The 23,845-nt window shown below is 62.4% G+C and carries 17 protein-coding genes; 7 read left to right on the forward strand and 10 right to left on the reverse strand.

Annotated elements, in window-relative coordinates:
* Window positions 1-17: 17 nt before the first annotated feature.
* The 7 genes from E0H22_RS14445 to E0H22_RS14475 all read right to left on the reverse strand — a co-directional run bounded on the left by E0H22_RS14445 (window position 18) and on the right by E0H22_RS14475 (window position 9,695).
* Window positions 18-992 carry a FecR family protein gene (locus E0H22_RS14445; protein WP_233021699.1) on the reverse strand — a complete coding sequence of 325 codons (975 nt, stop codon included), beginning with the start codon at window positions 990-992 and terminating at the stop codon, window positions 18-20.
* Window positions 993-1,039: 47 nt separating this feature from the next.
* Entirely contained in the window at window positions 1,040-1,591 is a 552-nt protein-coding gene (locus tag E0H22_RS14450; RefSeq protein ID WP_233021700.1) for an RNA polymerase sigma factor, read from the reverse strand.
* Between the two features lie 9 nt (window positions 1,592-1,600).
* Window positions 1,601-2,293: an STN domain-containing protein gene (locus E0H22_RS14455; RefSeq protein WP_233021701.1), complete on the reverse strand. Its 693-nt coding sequence runs from the start codon at window positions 2,291-2,293 to the stop codon at window positions 1,601-1,603.
* A 338-nt stretch (window positions 2,294-2,631) separates the two neighbouring features.
* Window positions 2,632-3,108, reverse strand: coding sequence for an RNA polymerase sigma factor (locus E0H22_RS14460; RefSeq protein ID WP_233021702.1), 477 nt, complete (start codon window positions 3,106-3,108; stop codon window positions 2,632-2,634).
* Between the two features lie 767 nt (window positions 3,109-3,875).
* Window positions 3,876-5,285: a TolC family outer membrane protein gene (locus E0H22_RS14465; protein ID WP_430715152.1), complete on the reverse strand. Its 1,410-nt coding sequence runs from the start codon at window positions 5,283-5,285 to the stop codon at window positions 3,876-3,878.
* 21 nt (window positions 5,286-5,306) lie between these two features.
* Window positions 5,307-8,450: an efflux RND transporter permease subunit gene (locus E0H22_RS14470; RefSeq protein ID WP_233021705.1), complete on the reverse strand. Its 3,144-nt coding sequence runs from the start codon at window positions 8,448-8,450 to the stop codon at window positions 5,307-5,309.
* 15 nt (window positions 8,451-8,465) lie between these two features.
* Entirely contained in the window at window positions 8,466-9,695 is a 1,230-nt protein-coding gene (locus E0H22_RS14475; RefSeq protein WP_233021706.1) for an efflux RND transporter periplasmic adaptor subunit, read from the reverse strand.
* Between the two features lie 161 nt (window positions 9,696-9,856).
* Between E0H22_RS14475 and E0H22_RS14480 the strand changes: the two genes are divergently transcribed.
* The 4 genes from E0H22_RS14480 to hspQ all read left to right on the forward strand — a co-directional run bounded on the left by E0H22_RS14480 (window position 9,857) and on the right by hspQ (window position 13,641).
* Window positions 9,857-10,531 carry a response regulator transcription factor gene (locus E0H22_RS14480; RefSeq protein ID WP_233021707.1) on the forward strand — a complete coding sequence of 225 codons (675 nt, stop codon included), beginning with the start codon at window positions 9,857-9,859 and terminating at the stop codon, window positions 10,529-10,531.
* Complete coding sequence (locus E0H22_RS14485; RefSeq protein WP_233021709.1) at window positions 10,532-11,881, forward strand: sensor histidine kinase; 1,350 nt, start codon at window positions 10,532-10,534, stop codon at window positions 11,879-11,881. It begins immediately after the preceding gene.
* A gap of 199 nt (window positions 11,882-12,080) precedes the next feature.
* Window positions 12,081-13,058: a tripartite tricarboxylate transporter substrate binding protein gene (locus E0H22_RS14490; protein ID WP_233021711.1), complete on the forward strand. Its 978-nt coding sequence runs from the start codon at window positions 12,081-12,083 to the stop codon at window positions 13,056-13,058.
* Window positions 13,059-13,308: 250 nt separating this feature from the next.
* On the forward strand, window positions 13,309-13,641 hold the full coding sequence (gene hspQ / locus E0H22_RS14495) for a heat shock protein HspQ (protein WP_233021712.1): 333 nt from the start codon (window positions 13,309-13,311) through the stop codon (window positions 13,639-13,641).
* A gap of 479 nt (window positions 13,642-14,120) precedes the next feature.
* Here hspQ and E0H22_RS14500 read toward each other — a convergent pair whose 3' ends face one another.
* Entirely contained in the window at window positions 14,121-14,936 is an 816-nt protein-coding gene (locus E0H22_RS14500) for an invasion associated locus B family protein (RefSeq protein ID WP_233021714.1), read from the reverse strand.
* A 335-nt stretch (window positions 14,937-15,271) separates the two neighbouring features.
* Between E0H22_RS14500 and E0H22_RS14505 the strand changes: the two genes are divergently transcribed.
* From E0H22_RS14505 to E0H22_RS14515, 3 genes are all read left to right on the forward strand, one after another.
* Window positions 15,272-17,044, forward strand: coding sequence for an extracellular solute-binding protein (locus E0H22_RS14505; protein WP_233026373.1), 1,773 nt, complete (start codon window positions 15,272-15,274; stop codon window positions 17,042-17,044).
* A 4-nt stretch (window positions 17,045-17,048) separates the two neighbouring features.
* A complete protein-coding gene (locus E0H22_RS14510; RefSeq protein ID WP_233021715.1) occupies window positions 17,049-18,548 on the forward strand; it encodes a class I adenylate-forming enzyme family protein in 1,500 nt (499 codons plus the stop codon).
* A gap of 135 nt (window positions 18,549-18,683) precedes the next feature.
* Entirely contained in the window at window positions 18,684-19,922 is a 1,239-nt protein-coding gene (locus tag E0H22_RS14515) for a GGDEF domain-containing protein (protein ID WP_233021716.1), read from the forward strand.
* Between the two features lie 2 nt (window positions 19,923-19,924).
* On the opposite strand, the gene mfd is transcribed toward E0H22_RS14515, so the two are convergent.
* Both mfd and E0H22_RS14525 read right to left on the reverse strand, forming a co-directional pair.
* A complete protein-coding gene (gene mfd / locus E0H22_RS14520; protein WP_233021717.1) occupies window positions 19,925-23,443 on the reverse strand; it encodes a transcription-repair coupling factor in 3,519 nt (1,172 codons plus the stop codon).
* On the reverse strand, window positions 23,443-23,730 hold the full coding sequence (locus tag E0H22_RS14525; protein ID WP_233021719.1) for an FAD assembly factor SdhE: 288 nt from the start codon (window positions 23,728-23,730) through the stop codon (window positions 23,443-23,445). Before E0H22_RS14525 ends, mfd begins: the two co-directional genes overlap by 1 nt.
* Window positions 23,731-23,845: the final 115 nt, after the last annotated feature.

The following is a 23,845-nucleotide window of genomic DNA, read 5'->3' on the forward strand; positions in this document are numbered from 1 at the left end:
CGCAGGGCCGCATCCGATTATCGCAGCAGAACGACTCCGGCCGGCAGGTTGGTGACTGTCGCACCGAACACTTGCTGGATCTGCTCCACAACGCCATCCACATTGGCGATCGCAAAGCGCGCGCTGAACAGCTTGCGTCCCAACGTTGTGTTGGTCACGACAATCCGTCCGGGGCGATAGCGGTTGATCTCGTCGACCACGTCCGACAACGGCGTTCCATGGAACACCAGCACGCCGGTTTGCCACGCCGTCACCGTAGCGGGATCGATCGAGGTTACTGCGCCAAGATCTCCCGCTGCGCAGACGACCTCTTGTCCGGCGCGCAGTTGAACCGCACGCCCGCCCGTTGCGACTTGCACTTCGCCCGCAATGCAGCTGGTGCGGACCGCGGGTCCGGCAAAACGGATATTGAATGTCGCCCCCTCAGCCACGGCGCGCGCGTCCCCGGCGCGCACTTCGACGCGATGCAGGTCACGAGCCGTGATTGCGGCCTCGCCAGCCAGAAGTTCGACGCGCTCGATCCGGTCGTCCGTTGTCCGCAGGGCAATGCTGGTCCGCGTGTTCATGTCGATCGACGAGCCGCCGGCGAGCGCAATGTTGCGCTGCTCGCCGATCGCAGTCCTGTAATCGGCAGCAAGCTCCGAGACCGATGGCCACAAGCCGAGTGGAGGACGGACAGCGACATAGGTTGCCGCCGCGGTCGAGGCGGCCAGCGCCCCGCCGATGAAGGCGCGCCGTGCCATATGTGGTCTTGGCGCGACACGGGCATGATCGCGCAGAACCGCTGGCCCGTTGGCCGCCGGCCCGATCGTGTCCCAAACGCGGCACGCGCGGGCAAACGCATCCGCGCGCGCCCGATCCTCCCCCACCCACTGCTTGAACGCCTCAAGATCGGCGCCATTGGCCTTGTCTGCGGCGAAGCGAAGCACCCAGACCTGCGCCTCACGGTCGACCTCGTCGAGCAGTGCGGCGGGATAGTCAATGCTCCTCATCTTGACGTCGCTTCCCCGCGAATGGCCTGAAATCGATCCATGATCTCTCAATCTTCAGAGTCTTTTCGTGGCCGCGGACCGAATCTTTGAATCACATCGCGGCCGAGTCGAAGCGCACAATGCGCCAGCGCATGTTTCAACTCGATTTCGACGAGGCGCTGGGAAATCTCGAGGCGGCCGGCAATATCGCGAAGCGCGACACCGTCCAGCCGCGACATCAGCAGTATCTCGCGACGACGCGGCGTCAATTCGGCCAGCGCGTCGCGCAGCGCTTCCACCTCGGATCGAGCCGACGCCGCACGTTCCGGGTCGGGCGCCTCGTCGATCAGGCCGATCGCGGTCTTGGCATCCGACAATGTCACCAGATGCTTGTCGCCGCGCCAATGCGCCAGCGCAGCATAAAACGCCATCTGAACCAGATAGCGTCCCGGGCTGCGCAGCTCGCCTGCCGGAGGCGCGCGATCGATGCGCAGCCAGGTGTCATGCAGCACGTCGTTGGCAAGCTCGCTCGATCCCAGCCGCCGGACCAATCTGGCGCGCAGGTCGTCGTAGCCGAGCACGAAGAACCGCCGCAATAAATCACGATTGGACTCACTCATTTGCGGCCGTCACCTCGCCCCGGCCGCGGCATGGCCGCATCTGGCCGGCGCTCCCGGAGGCGGTGCGAGAATCACGATCGAGACAGGCTGCGGCATCCCCGCAGGCGGCGCCTCGAGCGACAATCCATGCAGAATGCCGTCGACACTGGCGCTCCCTGGTGCGCCTGTCACCATATCGAACAATTGAGCGCGCCCGATCGCGCCCGACTGCATGATCCAGACCTTGAGGAGCAGATCGACGTCACGCGGCCGGATCTCGGCGCGGCCGCACAGCGCACGCGACAACTCCTTCTGAAGCATCGCGAAATATGCCTGATCAGTCGTGCTGGCAAGGCGGATCGACGACGAAGAGACCAGCATGAAACTGCGCGGGCCGGTGCTGCGCGGCATCAGACCGGTCCCGGCCAGGAGTCCGCGCAAAGCGACCTCAGGGCTCAGCACGCCACGAACGGCGAGAGAGTGCAGCCCGGCTACGAGTGTGCTGTCGTAGAACACATCCAGCCCCGTGGCAGTACCATAGGCATCAAGCGCGCTCGCCAGCGGTTGCGCCGGGATATTGAAGTCGATTGTTGTGCTGGCGGGTACGTCTCGCGCATATGCAGGGCTGCCACTTTCCAAAACACAGATGAAACATAGAAGCGCCGCCATCAGACGCTCAGCAAACCGCAGCGTGATCGAAGCCGCGTTGATCGAACGTTCCAAGCGGCAGTCTCTAAAGTGCATGAGGTGCGCTTGCTCGGTTTGTCGGAAGGCCGATTCAGATCCGACAATGCCTGACATCTGCCGATAGAAATCCTTCTTCCGGTTAGACGAAGATTTTCGCTGCCTAGGCTTACAAGGTGCAGAACTAGCCAGCCAATATTACGGTTTCACGACAAGACAGATGGCAACATCACGCCGTCTTTCGAGAATGAATTTACTTGATCTAACTGAGAAAAATCAGTTCACTCCAGAAGCGTGATAATGCCTCAAATCCGTACAGGTCGCTGTGGGACAAGATTATTTGACTGCCGTTGGATAGGCCCTCAATTAATGTTCCCTTAGCCCCTGAAAATGCGCATTCCGGCGCTGAATGACTGTCCCTGATCGAAACCTGTCCAACCGGCCTGTCGGGGCATATTGCCGAACCGAGCCGCAAGAAAGATCGTCCGGCGCCGCTCCGGAAGCTCCGTGATGATCTTTCGGAAGGCGTCCAGATCGGACTGCGCCAGGAGCACCTCTTCCGGTGTCGCCGTCTCATCGCGCACGTCCAAAGCCGTATCGATGTCGAGCGCATTCTGATGACGTCGTTCCCGCCAGCGACGGTCTTCCGCGACGTTCAAAACAACGCGGAAAAGGTAGCTATCTGGATTCTGCACGACGCTCACGGTCTCGGCACCGGCAAGGCGCAGCCAAGCGTCCTGAATCGCATCGCCGGCCAAATCTGGCGCCCCCAGGCGCTGCGTGAGACGCGCCTTCAGATTGTCGTAACGCGCCAGAAAACGAGCGCGTATCGCTGCCAATGGACTATCGCTCATCGCGGTGTCTCGCCGACATTGCGGCGCATACACCCCTCAGCTCAACCAGGTCTTCGATGCTGGCGTCTTCGAGATGCTGCAGCCATTTCTCCGTAAAGCGATTCTGATAGTCTTCGTCTGCGTCCATGGTTCACCTCCACGGACAATAGAAAAGCAGCCCCGAAGGGCTGCTTCAATTCGCGTAAAGGGTCATATCCGACTGACGCTAACTGGTGCGGTGCGTTGTGAAACGCCATGAACAGACATGAAACGTAGCGCCACTTTGTGCGCCAGGGTGCTGGATTTTCTCCAGTCTTATCAGTCTCAGAGACGGTAGAGGATCTGGTCGGTCCAGAAGCGCTCGACGCCACAACGGCGGAGCAGTCAAGCTTCGGCCGATAAAATTCTCGATTTTGGAAGAGCGCGCTTGAACCACATGCAACGCGAAGCCTTTGCAGACCGCTCATCAGCACCACGTTTGTGCTTCGGAATTCATCGAACCGCAGGTAGCTAAAGGAATAACGCCCTATCGCTGTTCGTTTAGTACAGAACTTTGGCTGCGATTTGGACAGAACTTTGAGTAGCGGCAAAATCGCTTGTAAAAGAAGCGGGGCTAATCAATGCGGTGAAAGATTAACCTCACAGAACTTTGGGTTTCCCAGCACGTACAGCGAAACGCTGCACGCGCCGCCGCCAAACCTTTGACGTGGTGGATAAGAGAGAACAGTCTCACCAACAAGCGAAAAACGCCCGACGCAGTGTGCGTAACCGCGCTCAGGTCAGGATGATCACTTCCCTGACGGCGTCCTCAGGCCATGCCATGCATCTCGGACCTGGTGATAATGCACCTCGGGCAGATAATCAGGCGTGTTGAGGGCCAGCGTTCGAACATCCAATCCGCCGACGGCACCCAATAGCGTATAGGACGCGATCACCCGGTCGCGAAGCGCTCCGATCAGCCTCGCTTTGGCCTGGATCAGATCCTGTTGCGCATTGAGAACATCGACCGTGGTGCGTTGCCCGCCCAGCGCTTCCCTCTGCACACCCTGCAGGGCTACGCTCGCCGCCTTCACCTCGGCCTCGGCTGCGGCAACGGCGATCTTGCTGCCTTCATGCGAGACCCACGCACCGATGGCGGCCGAACGCGCCTGATTGCGAACCTGCTCGAGCACCTGTCGGCTCTGCATCGCCAATTCCTTGGCCTGCCGCGTCTGTGCCGCAGCCAATCCACCGTCATAGATCGGCACCGAGGCCTGGCCGATGATCGACGCCTGATCGGTACCGAAGGTTCCGAGCGTGGAATCCGATTGCACCGAGCGGCTCGCGCCGGCCTGCACCGTGACGGTCGGATACAGGCTGCTTTCGGCAACGCTGATGGTCGTCGTCGCCGTATCGACATCGAAGCGCGCCGCCAGCACAGCCGGATTCGCCGATGCGGCCTGTGCAACCGCATTGTCGCGGCTGGTCGGCAGCAGACGATCGATCGGCTCCGCCGGGGCAAGCCTAGCAGGGGCCACGCCGATCACCTGCAGATAGGTCGCCTGATTGATCGCGAGACTGACCTCGGCAGCATTGAGATCCGCCTGTCCGCGCGCCAGCCGCGCCTCCGCCTGCGCCGTGTCGGTCGGTGTCACATCGCCGGATGCGAGGCGCTTCCGCGCGACATCGAGTGTCTCGCGCAGCGCGGCGACATTGACGCGCTGGGCATCGAGGAGGGACGCACTTGCCAAGACATTCGTATAGGCCGTGACGGCATCGAGCAGCACCCCCTGCCCGACATTGCGCAGCGCCTCGCGGCCGCTCTTCACCTGGAACTCAGCGACACGAACGCTGCTCGATGTCTTGAAGCCATTGAACAGCGTCTGGGTAACCGTCACGCCGATCGTCCACGGCTTCAGCGTTGCACCTTGCACCGTATTGTCGGGCAGAAGGTTGCGCACGGCCTGAAGGCCGACGCCCAGTGTCGCGGCGATCTGCGGACGATAGCCGGCCATCGCCTGCGAGACATTCTCATCCGTCGCCCGCTGCCGTGCCCGATCCGCATTGAGCTGCGGATTGGATTGATAAGCCTTGACCAGCGCATCGTTGAGCGTTTCGGCTTGCGCGATTATTGCAGAGAACGCCAACGCCGCGGCCACGCTCAAGGCATGTCCGCATACCGACGCGCACCATCGCACCGAGCCAGTTCGTTGGGTCATCACGCCGCCCCGCTTTGCTGATTATTCTGCCGGAACGGCGCCGAGATCCGACGCCGTCGCATGTTCGCGCCGCGAGAACATGCCGATCAACACTGGCAGGACCAGCAGCACCAGCACCGGCGCCAGCACGATGCCGCCGACAACCACCAGCGCCAGCGGCCGTTGCACCTGCGATCCGATCTCGGTCGAGAACGCCGCCGGCAGCAGACCCACACAGGCCGCGATGCAGGTCATCATCACCGGCCGGAATCGCGCGTGACACGCCTCGGCAAGCGCGCTCATCCGCGCCATACCGGCATCGATCTGCTCGTTGTAATAGGACAGCAGGATGATGCCCTCCATTACCGAGATTCCGAACAGCGCGATGAAGCCGATCGCGGCAGAAACGCTGAACGGCGTACCGGTCACCGTCAGTGTGAAAATGCCGCCGATCATCGCCATTGGAATGACGCTGAGCGCGAGGAACATGTCGCGGAACGAGGAAAAGTGGAAATACAGGATGACGCTGATCAGAAGGATCGTGATCGGCACGATGACCTTCAATCGCGCGATCGCATCCTGCAAATTACCGAACTCACCGACCCATTCGAGCCGGTAGCCTGGTGGCAGCGTCACCTCCTCTGCGATCTTCTTCTGCGCTTCCAGTACGGTGCTGCCGAGGTCGCGGCCGCGGACACTGAACTTGATCGGCAAATAACGCTGCTGTTGTTCGCGATAGATGAACGAAGCTCCCGCCACCAGCTTGACGCTGGCGACTTCCTTCAGCGGAATCTGCACGACCGAGGAACCGCTGTTGACGCCGATCGTCAGGCGCTCGATGGCACCCACGCTCTTGCGATAGGGCGAAGCCAGCCGAACCATGATCGGGAAGTGCCGATCGCTGCCGTCCTCATAAACCTCGCCCGCCGCCTGACCGCCGATGGCAGTCTGTACAGCCGAGTTGATGTCACCCGGCGCAAGGCCGTAGCGTCCCGCCGCATTGCGATCCACATCAATGCGGATGGTCGGCTGCCCGACCGAGTTGAACACTGCAAGATCCGTAACGCCAGGCACCGATTGCATGACGGCCTTGATCTTGGCTGCGGTCTTCGTGAGAGCATCGAGATCGGAGCCAAACAGCTTGATCGAGTTCTCTCCCTTCACGCCGGACACGGATTCCTGGACGTTGTCCTGAATATATTGGGAAAAATTGAATTCGATGCCCGGAAACTCGTTGCTCAAACGTTTTGAGAGTTCGCTGGTCAGCATCTCCTTGTCGACATCCTTGCGCCACTCGCTGCGCGGACGCAGAGGCACGAAGAATTCGGCATTAAAGAAGCCGGTCGCGTCGGTTCCATCGTCGGGCCGCCCCTGCTGCGACACCACCGTCTCGACTTCCGGATAGTCCTTGATCAGCGTTCTGATCTGATTGACGTACCTGTTGCCTTCGTCCAGCGAGATCGAAGGCGGCATGGAGGCACGTACCCACATATTGCCTTCCTCGAGCCGAGGCAGGAATTCGAGGCCGAGCGAACGTGCCATCAGCAACGATCCGAGCACCAGAATTCCCGCAACCGCGAGCGTAGCCCTGCGGCGTTCGAGCGCCAGCCCGAGCAGCGGCGAGTAGATTCGGCGCAGCCAGCGCACCGCAACGGTTTCGACTTCCTTGACACGTTCCGGCAGCAATACCGCGCTCAGGGCCGGCGATACCGTGAGTGTCGCCAGCAAGCCGCCGCTCAACGCGTAGGCATAGGTCTTCGCCATCGGTCCAAAGATATGCCCCTCGACACCGCTCAGCGTAAACAGCGGCAGGAAGCCGACGATGATGATCAGCGCCGAAAAGAAGATCGCGCTGTTCACCTGAGTGGCCGCATCGAAGATGACCGCGAGCTTGCCCTTGAAGCCGTGCCGCAGTCCGCCATGGTCGGTCGCCCCGGCATGGCCGGCGAGATGCCGGAAAATGTTTTCCACCATGATCACGGTGGCATCGACGATTAGGCCGAAATCAATGGCTCCGATGGACAGAAGATTGGCTGACTCGCCCCTGATGACGAGAATGCCGATGGCGAAAAACAGCGCGAACGGGATCGTCGCGGCGACGATCATGGCACTGCGCAGATCGCCCAGGAACATCCACTGCACGAAGAACACCAGCAAAATGCCGAAAGCCAGATTGTGCAGAACGGTATGCGTGGTCGCCTGGATCAGGTCGCTACGGTCGTAAATACGTTCGATGCGAACGCCCGGCGGCAGGATTCCGCTGGCATTGATATTCGCGACCTCCGCCTCCACCCGCCGGATGGTCGGAAGGCTCTGCTGTCCGCGCCGCATCAGCACGATGCCTTGTACGATGTCGTCGTCATTATCCTTGCCGGCGATACCGAGGCGCGGCTTCGCACCGACCGAGACCTCGGCGATGTCGCTGACGCGAATGGGATTGCCGTTCACCGAAGAAAGCATGGTGTCACGCACCTCCTCGATGGTGCGGATCAGACCGATGCCGCGGACCACAGCCGATTGTGGGCCGATATCGACGGTGTTGCCGCCGACATTGACATTGCTGTTGTTGAGGACCGTGATCACCTGCGGCAGCGTGAGGCCTGCTGCGTTCAGCTTGTTGAGATCGACGTTGACGTCGAAGGTTTTGCTCTTGCCGCCCCAGCCTGTGACGTCGATGACGCCGGGCACCGCGCGAAACCGGCGCGCGATGACCCATTCCTGCAAGGTCTTCAGATCCATCACGCCGTAATTCGCCGGCCCCACCACGCGATAGCGAAAGATCTCGCCGATCGGACTGGTGGGCGAAATGGTCGGCTGCGCACCGTTCGGAAGCGGCGGCAGCTGGCTCAAACGGTTGAGCACCTTCTGCTCGGCTTCCTCATAAGTGACATCGTAAGTAAATTGCAGCTTCACGTCGGAGAGGCCGAACAGCGAGATCGTCCGCATCGTCTTCAGATTCGGAACGGACGAGACCGCCTGCTCGATCGGGATGGTGATGTAGCGTTCGATCTCTTCCGCCGACTGTCCCGTGCTCTGCGTCACGATATCCACCAGCGGCGGCACCGGGTCGGGATAGGATTCGATGTTCAGCTTCATGAACGCAATCACACCCGCGCCGAGCGACAGCACGAACATAACGACGACAAGCACGCGGAATTTGAGCGCAAATTCGACAATGGCGGCCATGGCGATATCTCGAATTCAGAAAATACTTGCGGCGCGATCGATGAAGATCGTGCCTTTGACCACGACGCGCTCGCCGATCTTCAGCCCGTCCAGCACCTGCACGCGGTCGCCATCGGTGAGACCGATACGGATCTTGCGGACCTCCAGCGTGCGATCGTCACGCGCAACCCAGATCCGCGGCTCGTCGCCGGTGTAGATAATCGCGCTCGACGGAATATCCGGAGACAGCTTGCGCGCATCGCCATCGAACAGCGTGACGCTCGCGAACATTTCCGGCTTCAACACGCCATCCGCATTGTCGATGGTGCCGCGCACCAGCAAACGGCGGCTGTTCGGATCGAATGCGGACGACACATAGTCGATGCGCGCCTTGAACACCCGGTCCGGCGCCGCCAGCACCTTGAACGACACATCTTGGCCGAGCCGGACCTGCGATACGTCGGTCTCGCGCACGAAGGCGACGAGCCACACCGTCTTGAGATCGCCGATCACGAAAGCCGGATCGGAAGCGCCGGCCGCGATATACTGGCCCGGGCCGAGCTTGCGCTGAACCACGGTGCCGCCGATCGGCGCAACGATGGTCGTCTCCGGATTGATCTGGCGCTTCTCGGCGAATGTATCGATGGCCTCGTCGCTGAGTCCGAGAATGCGCAACTTGTTGCGCACGGCCTCGATGGCGGTTTCGCTCGAACGCGCGTCGTTCTGGGCCGCCGCCAGGTCGGCTTGCGCCTGCTGCCAGTCCTTGAGCGGCACGGCCTTGCCGGCATAAAGATCGTTGGCGCGTTTCTCGACCGTCTCGGCAAGCTTCAGTTTGGTGCGGGCGGTCGCCAGTGTGCTGGCCGCGGCGACATAGTCGTTGAGGTTCTGCACGGTGTCGGCAGCCTCCACCACGAACAGCGGCTGCCCCTTGCGGATCGCATCCCCCGGCTTGGCGAAAATCCTGTTGGCGCGGCCGGCATAGGGCGAGAATACCGGCGTCGACGTCTCGTCATTGACGGCAATCTTGCCCTCGGTGGTGAATTCCGAGCGGAACGGATAGCCCTCGGATACCGCCAGCTCCAGCGTGCCCCATTGCGCTTCCGTCGGCCGGAAGACGCCGGGTTCCGGCGCTGCAACGGTGCCACCGCCGACGGCGGCGTTCACGTCGATGATCCACCAATAGGCAGTCGGCAGAACCAGGCCGAATGTCGCCAGTACTGCAACCGCGGCAAGGATCCGGGGGCGCTTCAGAACGGTTGGCAGCATCGCAGTCTCGCAGGAAAGCGGCCACCCGGACGGGGCAGCAACAAGAGCGACGCCGATAGCCGGCCCAGCTTACAACAACCTTACAAGAGCCGGCCACTTGCCAAGGCTTGGCGCTTGCCCCGGTGGCTCCGGACCGCCAAGTTCGGCGCTGGAGAATCGCGATGCGACTGCTGGTGATCGAAGACAATGACGACCTGGCCGGCCTGCTTGCGCAGGGACTGCGGGCAGCAGGCTACGAATCCGATCGCTTTGCCTCGGTGGAAGATGCGCGGATCGCCTTGTCGACCGTGTCCTATGCCGCCCTTATCCTCGACCTCGGCCTGCCCGATGGCGACGGGCTCGACGTGCTGCGCGAGCTGCGGCGGCGGCACGATCCCATTCCCGTCATCCTGCTCACCGCGCGCGCCGGCCTCGAGGACCGCGTGTCCGGACTGAAGCTCGGCGCCGACGACTATCTCGTCAAGCCCTTCGCGCTCGAAGAACTGCTGGCGCGGATCGAGGCCCAGTTGCGCCGGCCCGGCCAATTGCTTGGTGCGGAATTGAAAGTCGCCAATCTCATCTTTGATACCCGCGAACGCCGCTGCATGATCGACGGCAAGCTGCAGCCGCTCTCGGTGCGCGAGACCACCGTGCTCGAGCATCTGATGCGCAGCAAGGGCCGCGTCGTGTCGAAGCGCCAGCTGGAGGACAGCATCTTCGGCCTCTCGGAAGACGTCGGATCGAACGCCGTCGAGGTCTATGTGCACCGGCTGCGCAAACAGCTCCAGGAGCGCGGCTCGAAGGCCCAGATCCATACGATCCGCGGCGTCGGCTATCTCCTGTCCGAGGAGCGATAGATGCGCCCGCTTCGCTCGATCCTGTCGCGCATCGTGGTCCTGCACATCGTCGCTGTCGCGATCACCACACTTACCATATCCCTGGCCCTGACCTGGTTGCTCGATCGCGCCATCGACAACATTCACGATGAAGCCATGCGCAAGCAGGCAACATCGATCGCCGCCCATCTTCGGGTCGGTCCGGACAACAAGCCGATCCTGCAGCTGCCGCCCGAGATCGAGGGAATCTACTCGCAGCCGTACAATCGCTACGTCTATGCGGTGGTTGACCGTGACGGCGCGGTCCTGTTCTCGTCGCAAACCAGTCAGCGGCCGGTGTTCGCCGACTGGGACAGAACCGAGCTGTCGTCGGAAGAGGAGCGGCACGGCGATGCGACGATCTCCGGCGTCAGCCTTCGCAAGACGCTGAATGGCACGGATTACTGGATCCAGACCGGTGAGAACCTGTCGAACCGGGACGCCTTGACCGATGACATCACCAGCGGTTTCTTCCGCGAAGTGGGCTGGATCACCGTCCCCATTCTCCTCGTTCTGCTGGTCATCGACATTGCCATCTTCCGCCGCGCGCTATGGCCGCTGAAGCAGGCTTCGGCGATCGCCCAGGAGATCGGTCCGTCCCGCACCGACATTCGTCTGCCGGCCGATGACGTCCCGCTTGAAGTCAAACCGCTGATGACCGCTGTGAATCGGGCACTCGACCGCCTCGACGAGGGTTTTCGCGTGCAGCGCGAATTCGCCGCCGACGCGGCGCACGAATTGCGAACACCGCTCACCGTCGTTCGCACCCGCCTCGAACTGATGGAAGACAAGGAACTGGTCGCGGGCTTGCGAAAAGATCTCGACGGCATCAGCCATCTGGTCAATCAATTGCTCGAATTCGCCGAAATCGAGAACGCGGAAGTGGCAGACGACGAAGTCGCCGATCTGCGTAGCATCTGCGAAGAGGTCGCAGCGTTTGTCGCCCCCATCGCCATCGCTCAAAAGAAGACGGTGGCTCTCACCGGCAGCGAACTGCCCGTTCGCGTTCACGGCAATGCCGAGATGATCCGCCGCGCCGTGCTCAATCTTGCGAGAAACGCCGTGGAACACACGGCGGAAAACACGATCGTTGAATTCGACCTCGCCGCTGACGGCACGATTTCCATCAGGGATTTCGGACCGGGTATCGCCGCGGACGAAAAGGAAGCCATCTTCCGGCGCTTCTGGCGGCGCGACCGCAATCGCTCGGGCAGCACCGGGCTGGGCCTCTCGATCGTTCGCCGGATCGCCGAAATCCACAATGCGACGCTGCGCGTGGACAGCCCGCCGACCGGCGGTGCTATTTTCACCTTAGCCTTTAGGCGGTCATGAGGCCCCTTCTCAAGTCCCACCATCCGCGCTAGGTCCTCCTCGCTGGCCGATCCGATCGGCTGTGCGACGACGTTTCCGGTCGATGTCATATCCAGCCGATGTTATGGCGGCGAACATCCCGTTCGCAGCCGGTTGCCTGACATGACGGTCGGTTCCGCCTCGCATCGTCTTCAAGAACGTTAGGAAGGATTCGCTCCCCATGGCTCACCTGAGTCGCCGCGCCATTCTGGCAGCCCCGCTCCTGCTGCCTCTGGCCGCCCAGGCCCAAACGGCCTATCCGTCGCGCCCCGTGCGCGTCATCGTCCCCTATCCTGCCGGCGGCGGCACCGACACCTGGGGGCGGCTTGCGGTCGAAGGCATGCAGCCAGAGCTTGGCGGCACGATGATCATCGACAATCGCGGCGGGGGCAATGGCATCATCGGTACCGAAGCCGCAGCCAAGGCAGAGCCTGATGGTCATCAGCTTCTGTTCACGATCACCTCGCATATTCAGGTGCCGGTGGTGATGCGTCGCTTCACCTATGAGCCGGTCAAGGATTTCGCACCGATCGGCCGCCTCAGCTACACCGCGCTTGCTTTCTGCGTCGGCCCGAAGGTCCCCGCCGAAGTTACGACGATGCAGCAATTCGTCGAATGGGCGAAGGGCAAGGATCTGTCGCTGGGCAACTACGCCGCCGGTTCGCATGGTCATGCCTTTGCGGTGCTGCTGGCACGTGAGGCGAAATTGAAGGCGGTCAACATCGCCTATCGTGGCGAAAGCCCGATGCTGCAGGACATGCTGGGCGGCTCCATCGATGGCGGCTTCCACTCCATGGCGGCCGCGGGCGCGATGGTGCGCGATGGCAAGATCCGCGCCCTCTCCGTCGCCGGCAGCAGGGAACGCATTGTAAGTCTGCCCAACGCGCCAACCATGATCGAGCTCGGCTATTCCGATTACTTCGGCTTCACCGGTTTCTCCGGCCTTTTCGCGCCAGCCAAGACGCCACAGCCGATTGTCGACAAGCTCGCCGCAGCCTTCCAGGTCGCAGCCAACAAGCCGTTGGTCAAAGAACGTCTGGTCGGAATGGACACCGTTCCGGCCTATTTGCCGCCAGCCGAATTCAAGGCCGAAATCGAGCGTTCGCTGAAGCAGTGGACCGAGATCGTCGAGGCCCTCGACCTCCGCATGGACGGCTGATCCGTCCTGCAATCCCTCACGTTTCGGCGCGGCGGCGAACCAGACCCGCTGCCGCGTCACCGTCCCGGCCCCTACGACATGCCTCTGGGGCGTGAGTTCCCGGTTCCGTCACCTGCGCTGCCGATCCTGACCTCGACTGGCCCCGGATCGAACAGCCAGTGGTCCTGCTTACCGTTTTCCGTTCGCAGCTGTCGTAAATCCGTCGCTTTGCCTCTAGCATCGGCCACAATCCTGGTCTATTCGACCGATCATGATCAAAGCGCGCACCGCCAAATTTCAGATCGGACAGATTGTCCGTCACCGGATCTATTCGTTCCGAGGCGTGGTGTTCGATATTGATCCCGTGTTCAACAACACCGAGGAATGGTGGTTGTCGATCCCGGAAGAAGTCCGGCCACACAAGGATCAGCCATTCTATCACCTGCTCGCTGAGAACTCGGACTCCGAATACATCGCCTATGTGTCCGAACAGAATCTTGTTCCGGACGAGACCGGCGAACCGGTCCGCCATTCACAGGTCACCGAAATCTTCATCCGCGACAAGACCGGCGGCTATCGCCAGCGCAATCAGTCGCTGAACTGATCTCTTGCGCCATTTCCCTCCCTCTCGATCCCTCATGGTGAGGAGGCGCATCGCGCCGTCTCGAACCATGAGCTGGTTAGGCGGAATGTGCTACCATCCTTCGAGACGCCGCTACGCGGCTCCTGAGAGTCTGACTCATAAAGCGGTCTGAGGCGCTTTTCGACAGCTTTTGCTCGGGACAATGCCGCGTTCAACTCAGTATCTCACTTCTCCGTCCCTCATCCTGAGGAGCCGCGTAGGGGCGTCTCGAAGGATGGCCGAAGAGCGTCGAGCCAAGCCATCTCATGGTTCGAGACGGCGCTGCGCGCCTCCTCACCATGAGGGGCGGTGTGTCGCGTTCCGCCTGGGCGACCAGCAGCGCCAAACTACGGACTGCATTTCCAGTCAGACTCTCAGGATGAGGGCGGAGCTTGGCATTTCATCGATCGAAACAAAAAAGGCGCCCACCGGGCGCCTTTTCGTTTCTCGCTCCGACCCGCTTACTTGGCGGCCGGATTGGCCGGGGCCGGCGTTGCCGGAGCCGCACCGCCCGCGGGCTGCTGCGCTTCGAGCTTGGCGCGGGCTTCCGCAGCGCGCTTCTGCAGCTCTTCCTGCAGCTTCTTCTGGGTTTCCTCGAACACCTTCGGATCGGTCGGCGGGCCGTCATAGGCCTTGGCGAATTCGGCCAGCGGCAGCGGCAGCGTCAGCGGCGCACCATTGGAATTGATGGCCTGCACGATCAGATTCTGGCCCTTCTTCAGGTTGGCCAGCAGCTCCGGGGTAACTTCGTAGTCCGACATACAGCCGTTCTGGAAGCAGATCACATACGGGCTCTGCGCCGGTGCGTTGTTGTCCACGATCACGCGGGTGCCGTGCACCAGCTGCATGCCGAGCGGCAGCGTCACGCGCAGGATCTTCTTCGGCTCGCCTTCCGGCTCGATGATCACGGCGGCGATCACGGGCTGCCCCGACTCGATGCGGCCGTCCTTGCCGGTGAAGCAGACCTGCTTGGCATTGGCATCCTGGCCCTTGAGGCAGAACTTGGTCCAGGGAGCGTAGATCAGCTGAACCTGCTGCTGCTCACCCTGCGGCTGCTGCGGGGCGGCCTGCTGTTGGGCCGGAGCGGCGGGGGCAGCCTTGGGAGCGGCCTTCGGGGCCGCCTTGGGGGCCGGGGCGGCCTTCTGCGGCGCACCCGGGGCCGGGGCCTGGGCAAATGCGTCCGAACCAATCACGCCTGCGGTCAGGGCCGTCGCCGCCAGAAGCGCGAAGCCTCGCCCGCGCGGCAACACCGACGCAGCCAAGAGACGGAAATTCATTGCGGAAAACCCTTTCTGAACGGAGGCGCTCAAATCCCGGAGGCGGCGCTGACATTCACCCTGAACAGTCACCCGTTGGCGGGTGTCTCGCTGCCGAATACGGCCGTTACGTGACAGGCCGCGCCGCCCTCGTCAATTGCCCGCTCTCAATACAGCGGCGGGCGAAAAGATCAATGGCAACAGGCAGATTTGATGCATGGCACACATGACTACACTTGGCGGAGACACAGCCGTGCTAGGTTTCCGGGGTGACTTTGACCGAATCAAATCTCGCCAATCGGCTGCGGGTTGGGCTGGTAAGCGGTCTACTGGCGGGCGTCGTTGCGCTTGCCGCCATCACCGGCGGCGCGGCCGCCGACGGCGTTCCGCGCCATGCCATCGCCATGCATGGCCAGCCCGCCTTGCCCGCCGATTTCCGCCACATGCCTTACGTCAATCCGGATGCCCCCAAAGGCGGCCGCATGGCATGGGGCATGCTCGGCACATTCGATAGTCTGAACCCGTTTATCGTGCGCGGCATCGCCGTGCAGCAGATGCGCGGCTATGTGATGGAGAGCCTGCTCGCCCGCGGCCAGGACGAGCCCTTCACGCTTTATGGCCTTCTCGCCGAAAGCGTCGAGACCGACGACGATCGCACCTATGTCACCTTTCGCGTCAATCCGAAGGCCCGCTTCTCCGATGGAAAATCCGTCACCGCCGAAGACGTCCTGTTTTCATGGCAGCTGCTGAAAGAGCGCGGCCGCCCGCACTTCCGCCAGTACTTTGGCAAGGTCACCAAGGCCGAATTGCAGGGTCCCCTGACCATCCGCTTCGACATCAAGGAGGCCGACGACCGTGAATTGCCGCTGATCCTCGGCCTGATGCCGATCCTGCCCAAGCATGCGGTCAATCCCGACACCTTCGAGGACACCACCATGGCGCCGCCGCTCGGTTCGGGGCCGTATACGGTGACCCATGTTCGGCCCGGCGCCAGCGTCACGATGACCCGCAATCCCGATTACTGGGGCCGCGATCTGCCGGTCAATCGCGGCATGTGGAATTTCGATGAGGTCCGCATCGACTACTACCGCGAGGCCAACGGCATGTATGAGGCCTTCACCCGCGGCCTCTATGATTTCCGGGTCGAGAACGAACCGCTGCGCTGGCATGAGGGCTATGATTTTGCTGCCGTGAAATCCGGCGATGTCGTCCGCGACAGCGTCACCACCGGCCTGCCGAAACCATCGGAGTTTCTGGTCTTCAACACTCGCCGGCTCGTGTTCTCCGACATCCGCGTCCGTCGCGCGCTGACGCTGCTGTTCGATTTCGAATGGATCAATCGCAACTACTTCTTCGATCTCTATGCGCGCTCGGGTGGCATCTTTGCGGGGTCCGAACTCTCCGCCTATGGCCGCCCGGCCGATGACCGCGAGCGCGAGCTGCTGAAACCGTATGCCGCACAGATTCCCGCCGACATCATGGATGGCAGCTACCGCCTTCCCCTCAGCGACGGCTCCGGCCGCGACCGCCCGGCCCTCCGCACAGCTCTCGCGCTGCTGAAAGACGCGGGCTACCAGCTCGACAAGAACGTACTCCGCAAAGCATCCGACAGAACGCCGCTCAGCTTCGAAATCCTGGTCACCACCCGCGACCAGGAGCGCATCGCCCTGACCTATGCCCGCGATCTCAAACGCGCCGGCATCACGGCGAACATCCGCGCCGTCGACGGCGTGCAGTTCGACCAGCGCCGCATCAACTACGAATTCGACATGCTGCCGAACCGCTGGGACAACTCTCTGTCACCTGGCAACGAACAGGCGTTCTACTGGGGCTCCGAAGCCGCTGACGTTCCCGGCACGCGCAACTACATGGGCGCGAAGAATTCGGCCATCGACGCCATGATTGCCGCCATGCTGCAAGCCCGCGAGCGGCCCGCATTCGTCGCCGCCGTTCACGCGCTCGACCGCGCATGGATGTCCGGAGCTTACGCGATCCCTCTGTACAATGTGCGCGAACAATGGCTCGCGCGATGGAATCGGATAGAACGACCCAAAGCCACTTCGCTCGTCGGCATCCTGCCGGAAACCTGGTGGGCCAGACCGTCGCCTGCTCCGCCCGACCGGAAATGACCCCGTGACCTCAGCCAGCACCTCGCCGACCCTCGATGGATTGTTCCGCCGCTCGCTGCTCCGGCAGCCCGAGGCGCTGGCTCTGGTCGATCCTGCCGACAAAATGCGTGTCACACAGACGCCGCAACAGCGCCTCACCTTCGCCGCAGCAGATCGTGAGATAAACGCCCTCACAGCGCATTTTATCGACATGGGCCTGCCGCCGGGCTCGGTCATCGCCTTACAGCTTCCAAACACTGTGGAATTCGTCCTGACGGTGCTCGCCGCGCACCGCGCGGGCTTGGTTGCCGCACTGTTGCCGCAACTCTGGCGGCAGCACGATCTCACCACTGCATTGAACCGCACCGGCGCCCGCGCCATCGTCACATCGAGCAAGATCGACGGCGTCAGCCATGCCGACCTCGCGATGAATGCAGCAGCTGAAGCCTTTTCGATCCGCTATGTCGGCGGCTTCGGCAACGATCTGCCGGAAGGCATGATCCCGCTCGACCACGTGCTGGCCGGCCCTTTCATCGAACCGCTGCCGCCGACACCGGACGCGCGCAGCGCCGCCATCATCACCTTCGACACCGCCGCCGACGGTTTTCGTGCCGTGCCGCGAACCCATCTTAATCTGATTTCCGGCGGGCTCGCGGTCTTCCTCGAAAGCGGCATACCGCAAGGTGCCAGCACGATGTCGGCGCTGGTGCCGACATCGTTCGGCCATCTCGCATCATCGCTCGTTACCTGGCTGCTGTCCGGCGGCGTCCTGGCGCTGCATCATCCGTTGGACAGCGCGGTGCTGGAGCGCGAGATCATCGATGGCGGCTGCGATGTGCTGGTCGCTCCCGCGCCCTTCGCCCATCGCCTCGCCGAGGATGGCCTGCTCGACCGCGCACCGATGCTCAGGCATGTGGTGGGCCTCTGGCGTATGCCGGAACAGGTGGAAAGCTCCCCGGCCTGGCCGGCATCACAGGCCGATTTCACTGACGTGTATCTGTTCGGTGAGGCCGGCTTGTTCGGGGCCATCCGCGGCGACGATGGCTCGCCCGCGGCCATTCTTCCGGGCCCGCACGGCGCTCCCCGCGCCGCCGCGGGCACTGCCGTCGCTGGCGAAACGCTGCTGTCGCCGCGCGGCACGCTTGGCCTTCGCGGCCCGATGGTGCCCGTCCTCGCCTATACGGCGCAGCCCGATGCCAGCAACGGGCTGATCCCGGCCAAACCGCTCGACTATGTGGACACAGGCTATCAGGCCCGCCTCGACCGCGCGACCGGCGCATTGCACATCACCGCACCGCCCTCCGGTGTGACTTCTGTCGGCGGTTATCGTTTCCTCGCCCAGGATCTCAGCGAATGGGCCAAGCGGCTTGGCGACAATGCCATGCTGACGGCACTCCCGGACCGCCTTGGCGGCTACCGCCTCGCCGGTCGCGCCAGCGACAACGGCCGCGCCCGCGAAGCCCTGACGGAACTCGGCCTCAATCCTCTGATGGTCGAGGCGTTCCGGGATCGGGCAGCGGAGTAATCCGCCTGGCAAAGGGCACTGTTACATATCGAAAACGCCAGCAATCTCATGGCGTTTTCCGGCTTTCTCATTGACCCAGCATTAACGACATCGCGCTAGCGTGACCCTACTTATATCCTCCGGGGTCTCGTGCGCATGTCCGATCAGGCGACCATCGTTGCCATTTCCAGTCAGCAACCTGCGCCCTTCGCGACCGCCCTCGCCGACAGCAACATCTTCCCGGTGATCGATGCAACCTGGAGCACTGCGCTCGAAGCGATCGCGCAGGTGCAGCCGGCAGCTGTCGTAGCAACCGCATCTACTGCCGAGATGCCGGCCTTCAGCAAACTGGCCGCCAAACTTGCTGCCCGTCAGCCCTATATCCCGCTGATCGCCATTGATCCCGTATCCGAACTGCCGGGCCAGGCCATTCCGCTGATCGGAGATCATGGACGGTTCACAAGGCTCGGCGCGCGGCTGCGCAACGCACTGCGTATTCGGACGCTACATGCCACGGTGCTCCGTCGCCTTACTGCCGAAAATCTCCACCACTTCACCACCAACGCGCCCAATCCGCTCGAGGACGCGACCGTGATGCTCGTTGGCCGTGGCGGCAGTCATCCTGCCCTGTCGGTGGCGTTCGGCGAGCGCGTCAGCCTGGTCGGTGCGCTCAGCATCGAGGCTGCCGCAAAGCACCTCAATGCCCGGGACCTCGACGGAATTGTCATTGGAGACGGCTTCACGCCACGCGTCGTCGATGCGTTCCTGACAGTGCTTGCCGAAGACCCGCGCTTTCGCGGCCTGCCGGTGATCGTCACCTCGTCCGGCTTCGCACAGGAGTACGACCTCGCCAATCTCGAAACCATCACAGGTGATGCCGACCACATCACGATGTTGGCTCTGCCGCTGGTACGCCAGCGGGCCCTCGAGGCAAGGCTAAATCGGACCCTACGCTCGATCGATTCCGACGGCCTTATCGATGCGGCGACGGGATTGCTCACACCCGAGGCGTTCGACCGCGATCTCGCCACGGCGGTCTATCACACCCAGACGCGCGGCGGCGGCCTTTCCGCCGCCCGTTTCACATTCAAGAACGTCTCGTTACGCGCCCAGCGCGATTTGGCGCGGATTATCAGCCGGCTGATGCGCAAGATCGATTTCGGCACGCTCTGCGCCGACGGCTCGATCATCGTAGTATTCGCCGAGACCGATCCGCGCAACGCACACATGATCGCGCGGCGCCTCTCGGCTGTCATGAAATACACCATGCACGGACCGAAGCGGGATGCCCGCAACGACCCGCGCGTGAAGGTGGCCGGCATGACTGCGAACGATTCCGCGAAATCGCTGCTGGCAAGATTGCAAGACGCCGCTGCTCAACGCGTGGCGTCGTAGAGCTAAGCCGCCTTCCTGTTCTCGGCAAGGTTCGCAAGATCTCGCAAAATATCCGTCGCGCCTTCGAGCCGATCTTCAGGCGTGTCCCAATCCTGCAGAAACACCACCTTCATATCCGGGCGTACCTTTGCGGCGTTGCCGTAACGGCGGATGAACGCCACCAGCTTCTCCGGCTCCGCAAAACTGTTGTCACGAAACACCAGCGACATGCCCTTCGGACCGGCATCGACTTTCTCGATATTGGCGCGGCGGCAATAGGCCTTGATGGCGGCGATCTTGAACAGATAGCGCACCTCGTCCGGCAACACACCAAAACGGTCGCGCAGTTCGGCGGCAAAGCTCTCGATCTCGTCGTCGGTGTCGAGATCGGCAAGACGGCGATACAGCGACAGCCGCACGGACAGGTCGGCCACGAAATCGTCGGGGATCAGTACCGGCATGCCGATGGTGATGGTCGGCGACCAACGATCGGCGATCGGCTCAGAGATGCCGGATTTCAGCGCAAGGATCGCCTCTTCCAGCATCGACTGGTACAGCTCGAAGCCGACCTCCTTGATATGACCCGACTGCTCCTCGCCGAGCAGATTGCCAGCGCCGCGAATGTCGAGGTCGTGGGAGGCGAGTTGGAAGCCGGCGCCAAGGTTTTCCAGTGACTGCAGCACCTTCAGGCGGCGCTCCGCCTGGGCGGTAATCTTCTGCTTCTCCGGTAGCGTGAACAGCGCATAAGCGCGCAGCTTCGAGCGGCCGACGCGGCCACGCAGCTGATAGAGCTGTGCGAGGCCGAACATATCCGCGCGGTGGATGATCAGCGTATTCGCATTCGGAATGTCGAGGCCGGATTCGACGATCGTGGTGGAGAGCAGGATGTCATACTTGCCGTCATAGAAGGCCGACATGATGTCCTCGATGACGGTCGGCGCCATCTGGCCATGGGCCACGGCGACCTTCATCTCCGGAACATGTTTATCGAGGAACGCCTTCACTTCGGCGAGATCGTCAATACGCGGCACGACATAAAATGCCTGACCACCGCGATAGCGCTCGCGCAGCAGCGCTTCGCGTATCATCAGCGGATCGTGCGGCGCGACGAAGGTGCGCACAGCGAGACGATCGACCGGCGCCGAGGCGATGATTGAGAGATCGCGCACGCCGGTGAGCGCAAGCTGCAGCGTGCGCGGGATCGGTGTCGCCGACAGCGTCAGCACGTGGACATTGGCGCGGAGCTGCTTCAGGCGTTCCTTATGCGTCACGCCAAAATGTTGCTCCTCGTCCACCACCACAAGACCGAGTTCCTTGAACTTGATGGACTTGCCGAGCAGCGCGTGGGTGCCGACGACGATATCGACCGAGCCGTCGGCGAGGCCCTTCTTCGTCGCGCTCAGTTCCTTCGGCGTGACGAGGCGCGAGGCCTGCGCCACATTCACAGGGAAACCACGAAAACGCTCAGCAAAGTTCTTGGCGTGCTGGCGCGCGAGCAGTGTGGTCGGAACGACCACAGCGACCTGCTTGCCTTCCATGGCGACACCAAAGGTCGCACGCATGGCGACTTCCGTCTTACCGAAGCCGACATCGCCGCAGACCAGACGGTCCATTGGCTTGCCGCTTTCGAGATCGTGCAGCGCCGCGTCGATGGCGTTCTGCTGATCCTCGGTTTCCTCATAGGGGAAACGTGCGCAGAATTCGTCATACTGTTCGCGTGGGATCGAGATTTTCTCGGTCTCGCGCAGATGGCGTTCGGCAGCGATCTTGATGAGCTCGCCGGCAATCTCCTGAATGCGGTTCTTGAGCTTGGCCTTGCGGGCCTGCCAGCCGGAGCCGCCGAGCTTGTCGAGTTCCACACTGGTCTGGTCGGAACCGTAGCGCGACAACAGCTCGATATTCTCAACCGGCAGATAGAGTTTGGTCTCGTTGGCATAGCGCAGTTCGAGACAGTCATGCGGCGCGCCGCCGACCTCGAGGGTCTGCAGACCGACGAAGCGGCCTATACCGTGCTCGACATGAACGACAATGTCGCCAGCCGAGAGCGACGTGACTTCCGAAATGAAGTTATCGAGTTTGCGGCTGGCCTTGCGCGGGCGCACGAGGCGATCACCGAGAATGTCCTGCTCGCTGATGACGGCGACATGGTCGGTCTCAAAACCGCTCTCCATGCCGACCACGGCGAGCGAGGCCTCGTTGCGCGGCACCGCATTCACAGCGCGCCAGGAATTCACCATCTGCAAATTAAGCAGCTTGTGATCCCTGAGCATGCTCGCCATGCGGTCGCGCGAACCTTCGCTCCACAACGCGACGACCACCTTCTTGCGCGACGACTGCAGCGACTGGATATGCGCGACGACCCGCTCGAACACATTGACCGAGGTATCGGCGCGTTCGGGTGCGAAGTTGCGCCCCTGCTTGGCGCCGACGTCGACAGTGTCGGCGGTGCCTTCGGGCACAGCAAATGGCGACAGCCGCGCTACTGAAGTCTCATGCAGCCGCTTCTTCCACTCGTCCTCGGTGAGATACAGCCGGTCAGGCGGCAGTGGCTTGTAGATGGCGCCGCCGCCCGCCATGCCCGTAGCGTCCTTGCGGGCCTCGTAATAGTCCTGGATCTGCTTGAAGCGCTCGCCAGCGGCGTCCTCTGCCAAGGGCTGCATCACGATGGGAGTGCGATCGAAATAGTCGAACAGCGTATCCATCTTCTCCTGGAATAGCGGCAGCCAGTGCTCCATGCCTGGATGGCGGCGGCCTTCGCTCACCGCTTCATAGAGCTGGTCGTCGCGCTCCGGCGCACCGAATTCGGCGACGTAGCCCATGCGGAAACGACGGATGGTTTCGGTAACGAGCTGGAATTCCGACACCGGCACGAGATCGAGACCACGCATGGTGAGATGCGTACGCTGGGTCTCGGCATCGAAGGTACGGATGGATTCCAGGCTGTCGCCGAAGAAATCGAAGCGCACGGGCATCTCGAGCCCGGCAGGAAACAGATCGAGAATACCGCCGCGCACCGCATATTCGCCGGGCTCACGCACGGTCGAGGAGCGGCTGTAGCCGTTATGCTCCAGCCAGGCGACGATGTTGTCCATCGGGACCACATTGCCCGGCGCGACCGAGAGCGCCTGTGCGGCGACGAGATCGCGAGTCGGCACCCGTTGCACCATGGCGTTCACCGTGGTCAGCACGATCATCGGCTTGTCGCTGCCGGTCAGGCGCGACAGCTGCGCCAGCGCCGTCATGCGCTGGGCGAGAATACCGGCAAAGGGCGAAACCCGGTCGTAAGGTTGGCAATCCCAGGCCGGGAATTGCAGCACCGGCAGGTCAGGCGCAAAGAATTCCAGTGCACGCGCGAGCTGCTGCATACGCGGGCCGTCGCGGCAGACCACCGCTAGACTCACCGCGGGCGGCTTCGGTCTGGCGGCGACGGCACGCGCGAGATCGGCAACGATGAGTCCTTCGGCGCCCTCGCTCGCGTTGGCGAAGGTCAGCACCTTGCCAGGCAATAGCTGCGAGGCCGGCGAAGCGACGGGAGATTTCATCAGACCTTGTCCAGATTGCGGAACTCTTTGATCCGCTCGAACAGCGGGGTACGGTATTCCGGGGCGAGATCGGTGTCGCCAACGAAGGCTGGATAGAGCTCGGGATCCTCGAGCGCAATCAATGCTTCCAGCTGGGTCAGTTCGAGGTCGGCGAGAATGCCGATCTCGGCATCGGCGAAGCGTCCGAGAATGAGGTCCATCTCCCGGGTACCGCGATGCCAGCAGCGATACAGCAGCCGCTTGCGGCGATCATCCAGACCGTTGCTCGATCGTGTCGTTCCCGTCATCCGTTCGTTCCCAAGCCGTTAAAGTCAGAGCATGATCCCGAAAACCGGCATCCACTTTTCAGGATCATGCTCCAAAGCCAAACGCCAAAAGCCCGGACATGCCGGGCCGGGTGCA

The organism is Rhodopseudomonas boonkerdii (assembly GCF_021184025.1).
Classification (GTDB): domain Bacteria; phylum Pseudomonadota; class Alphaproteobacteria; order Rhizobiales; family Xanthobacteraceae; genus Tardiphaga; species Tardiphaga boonkerdii.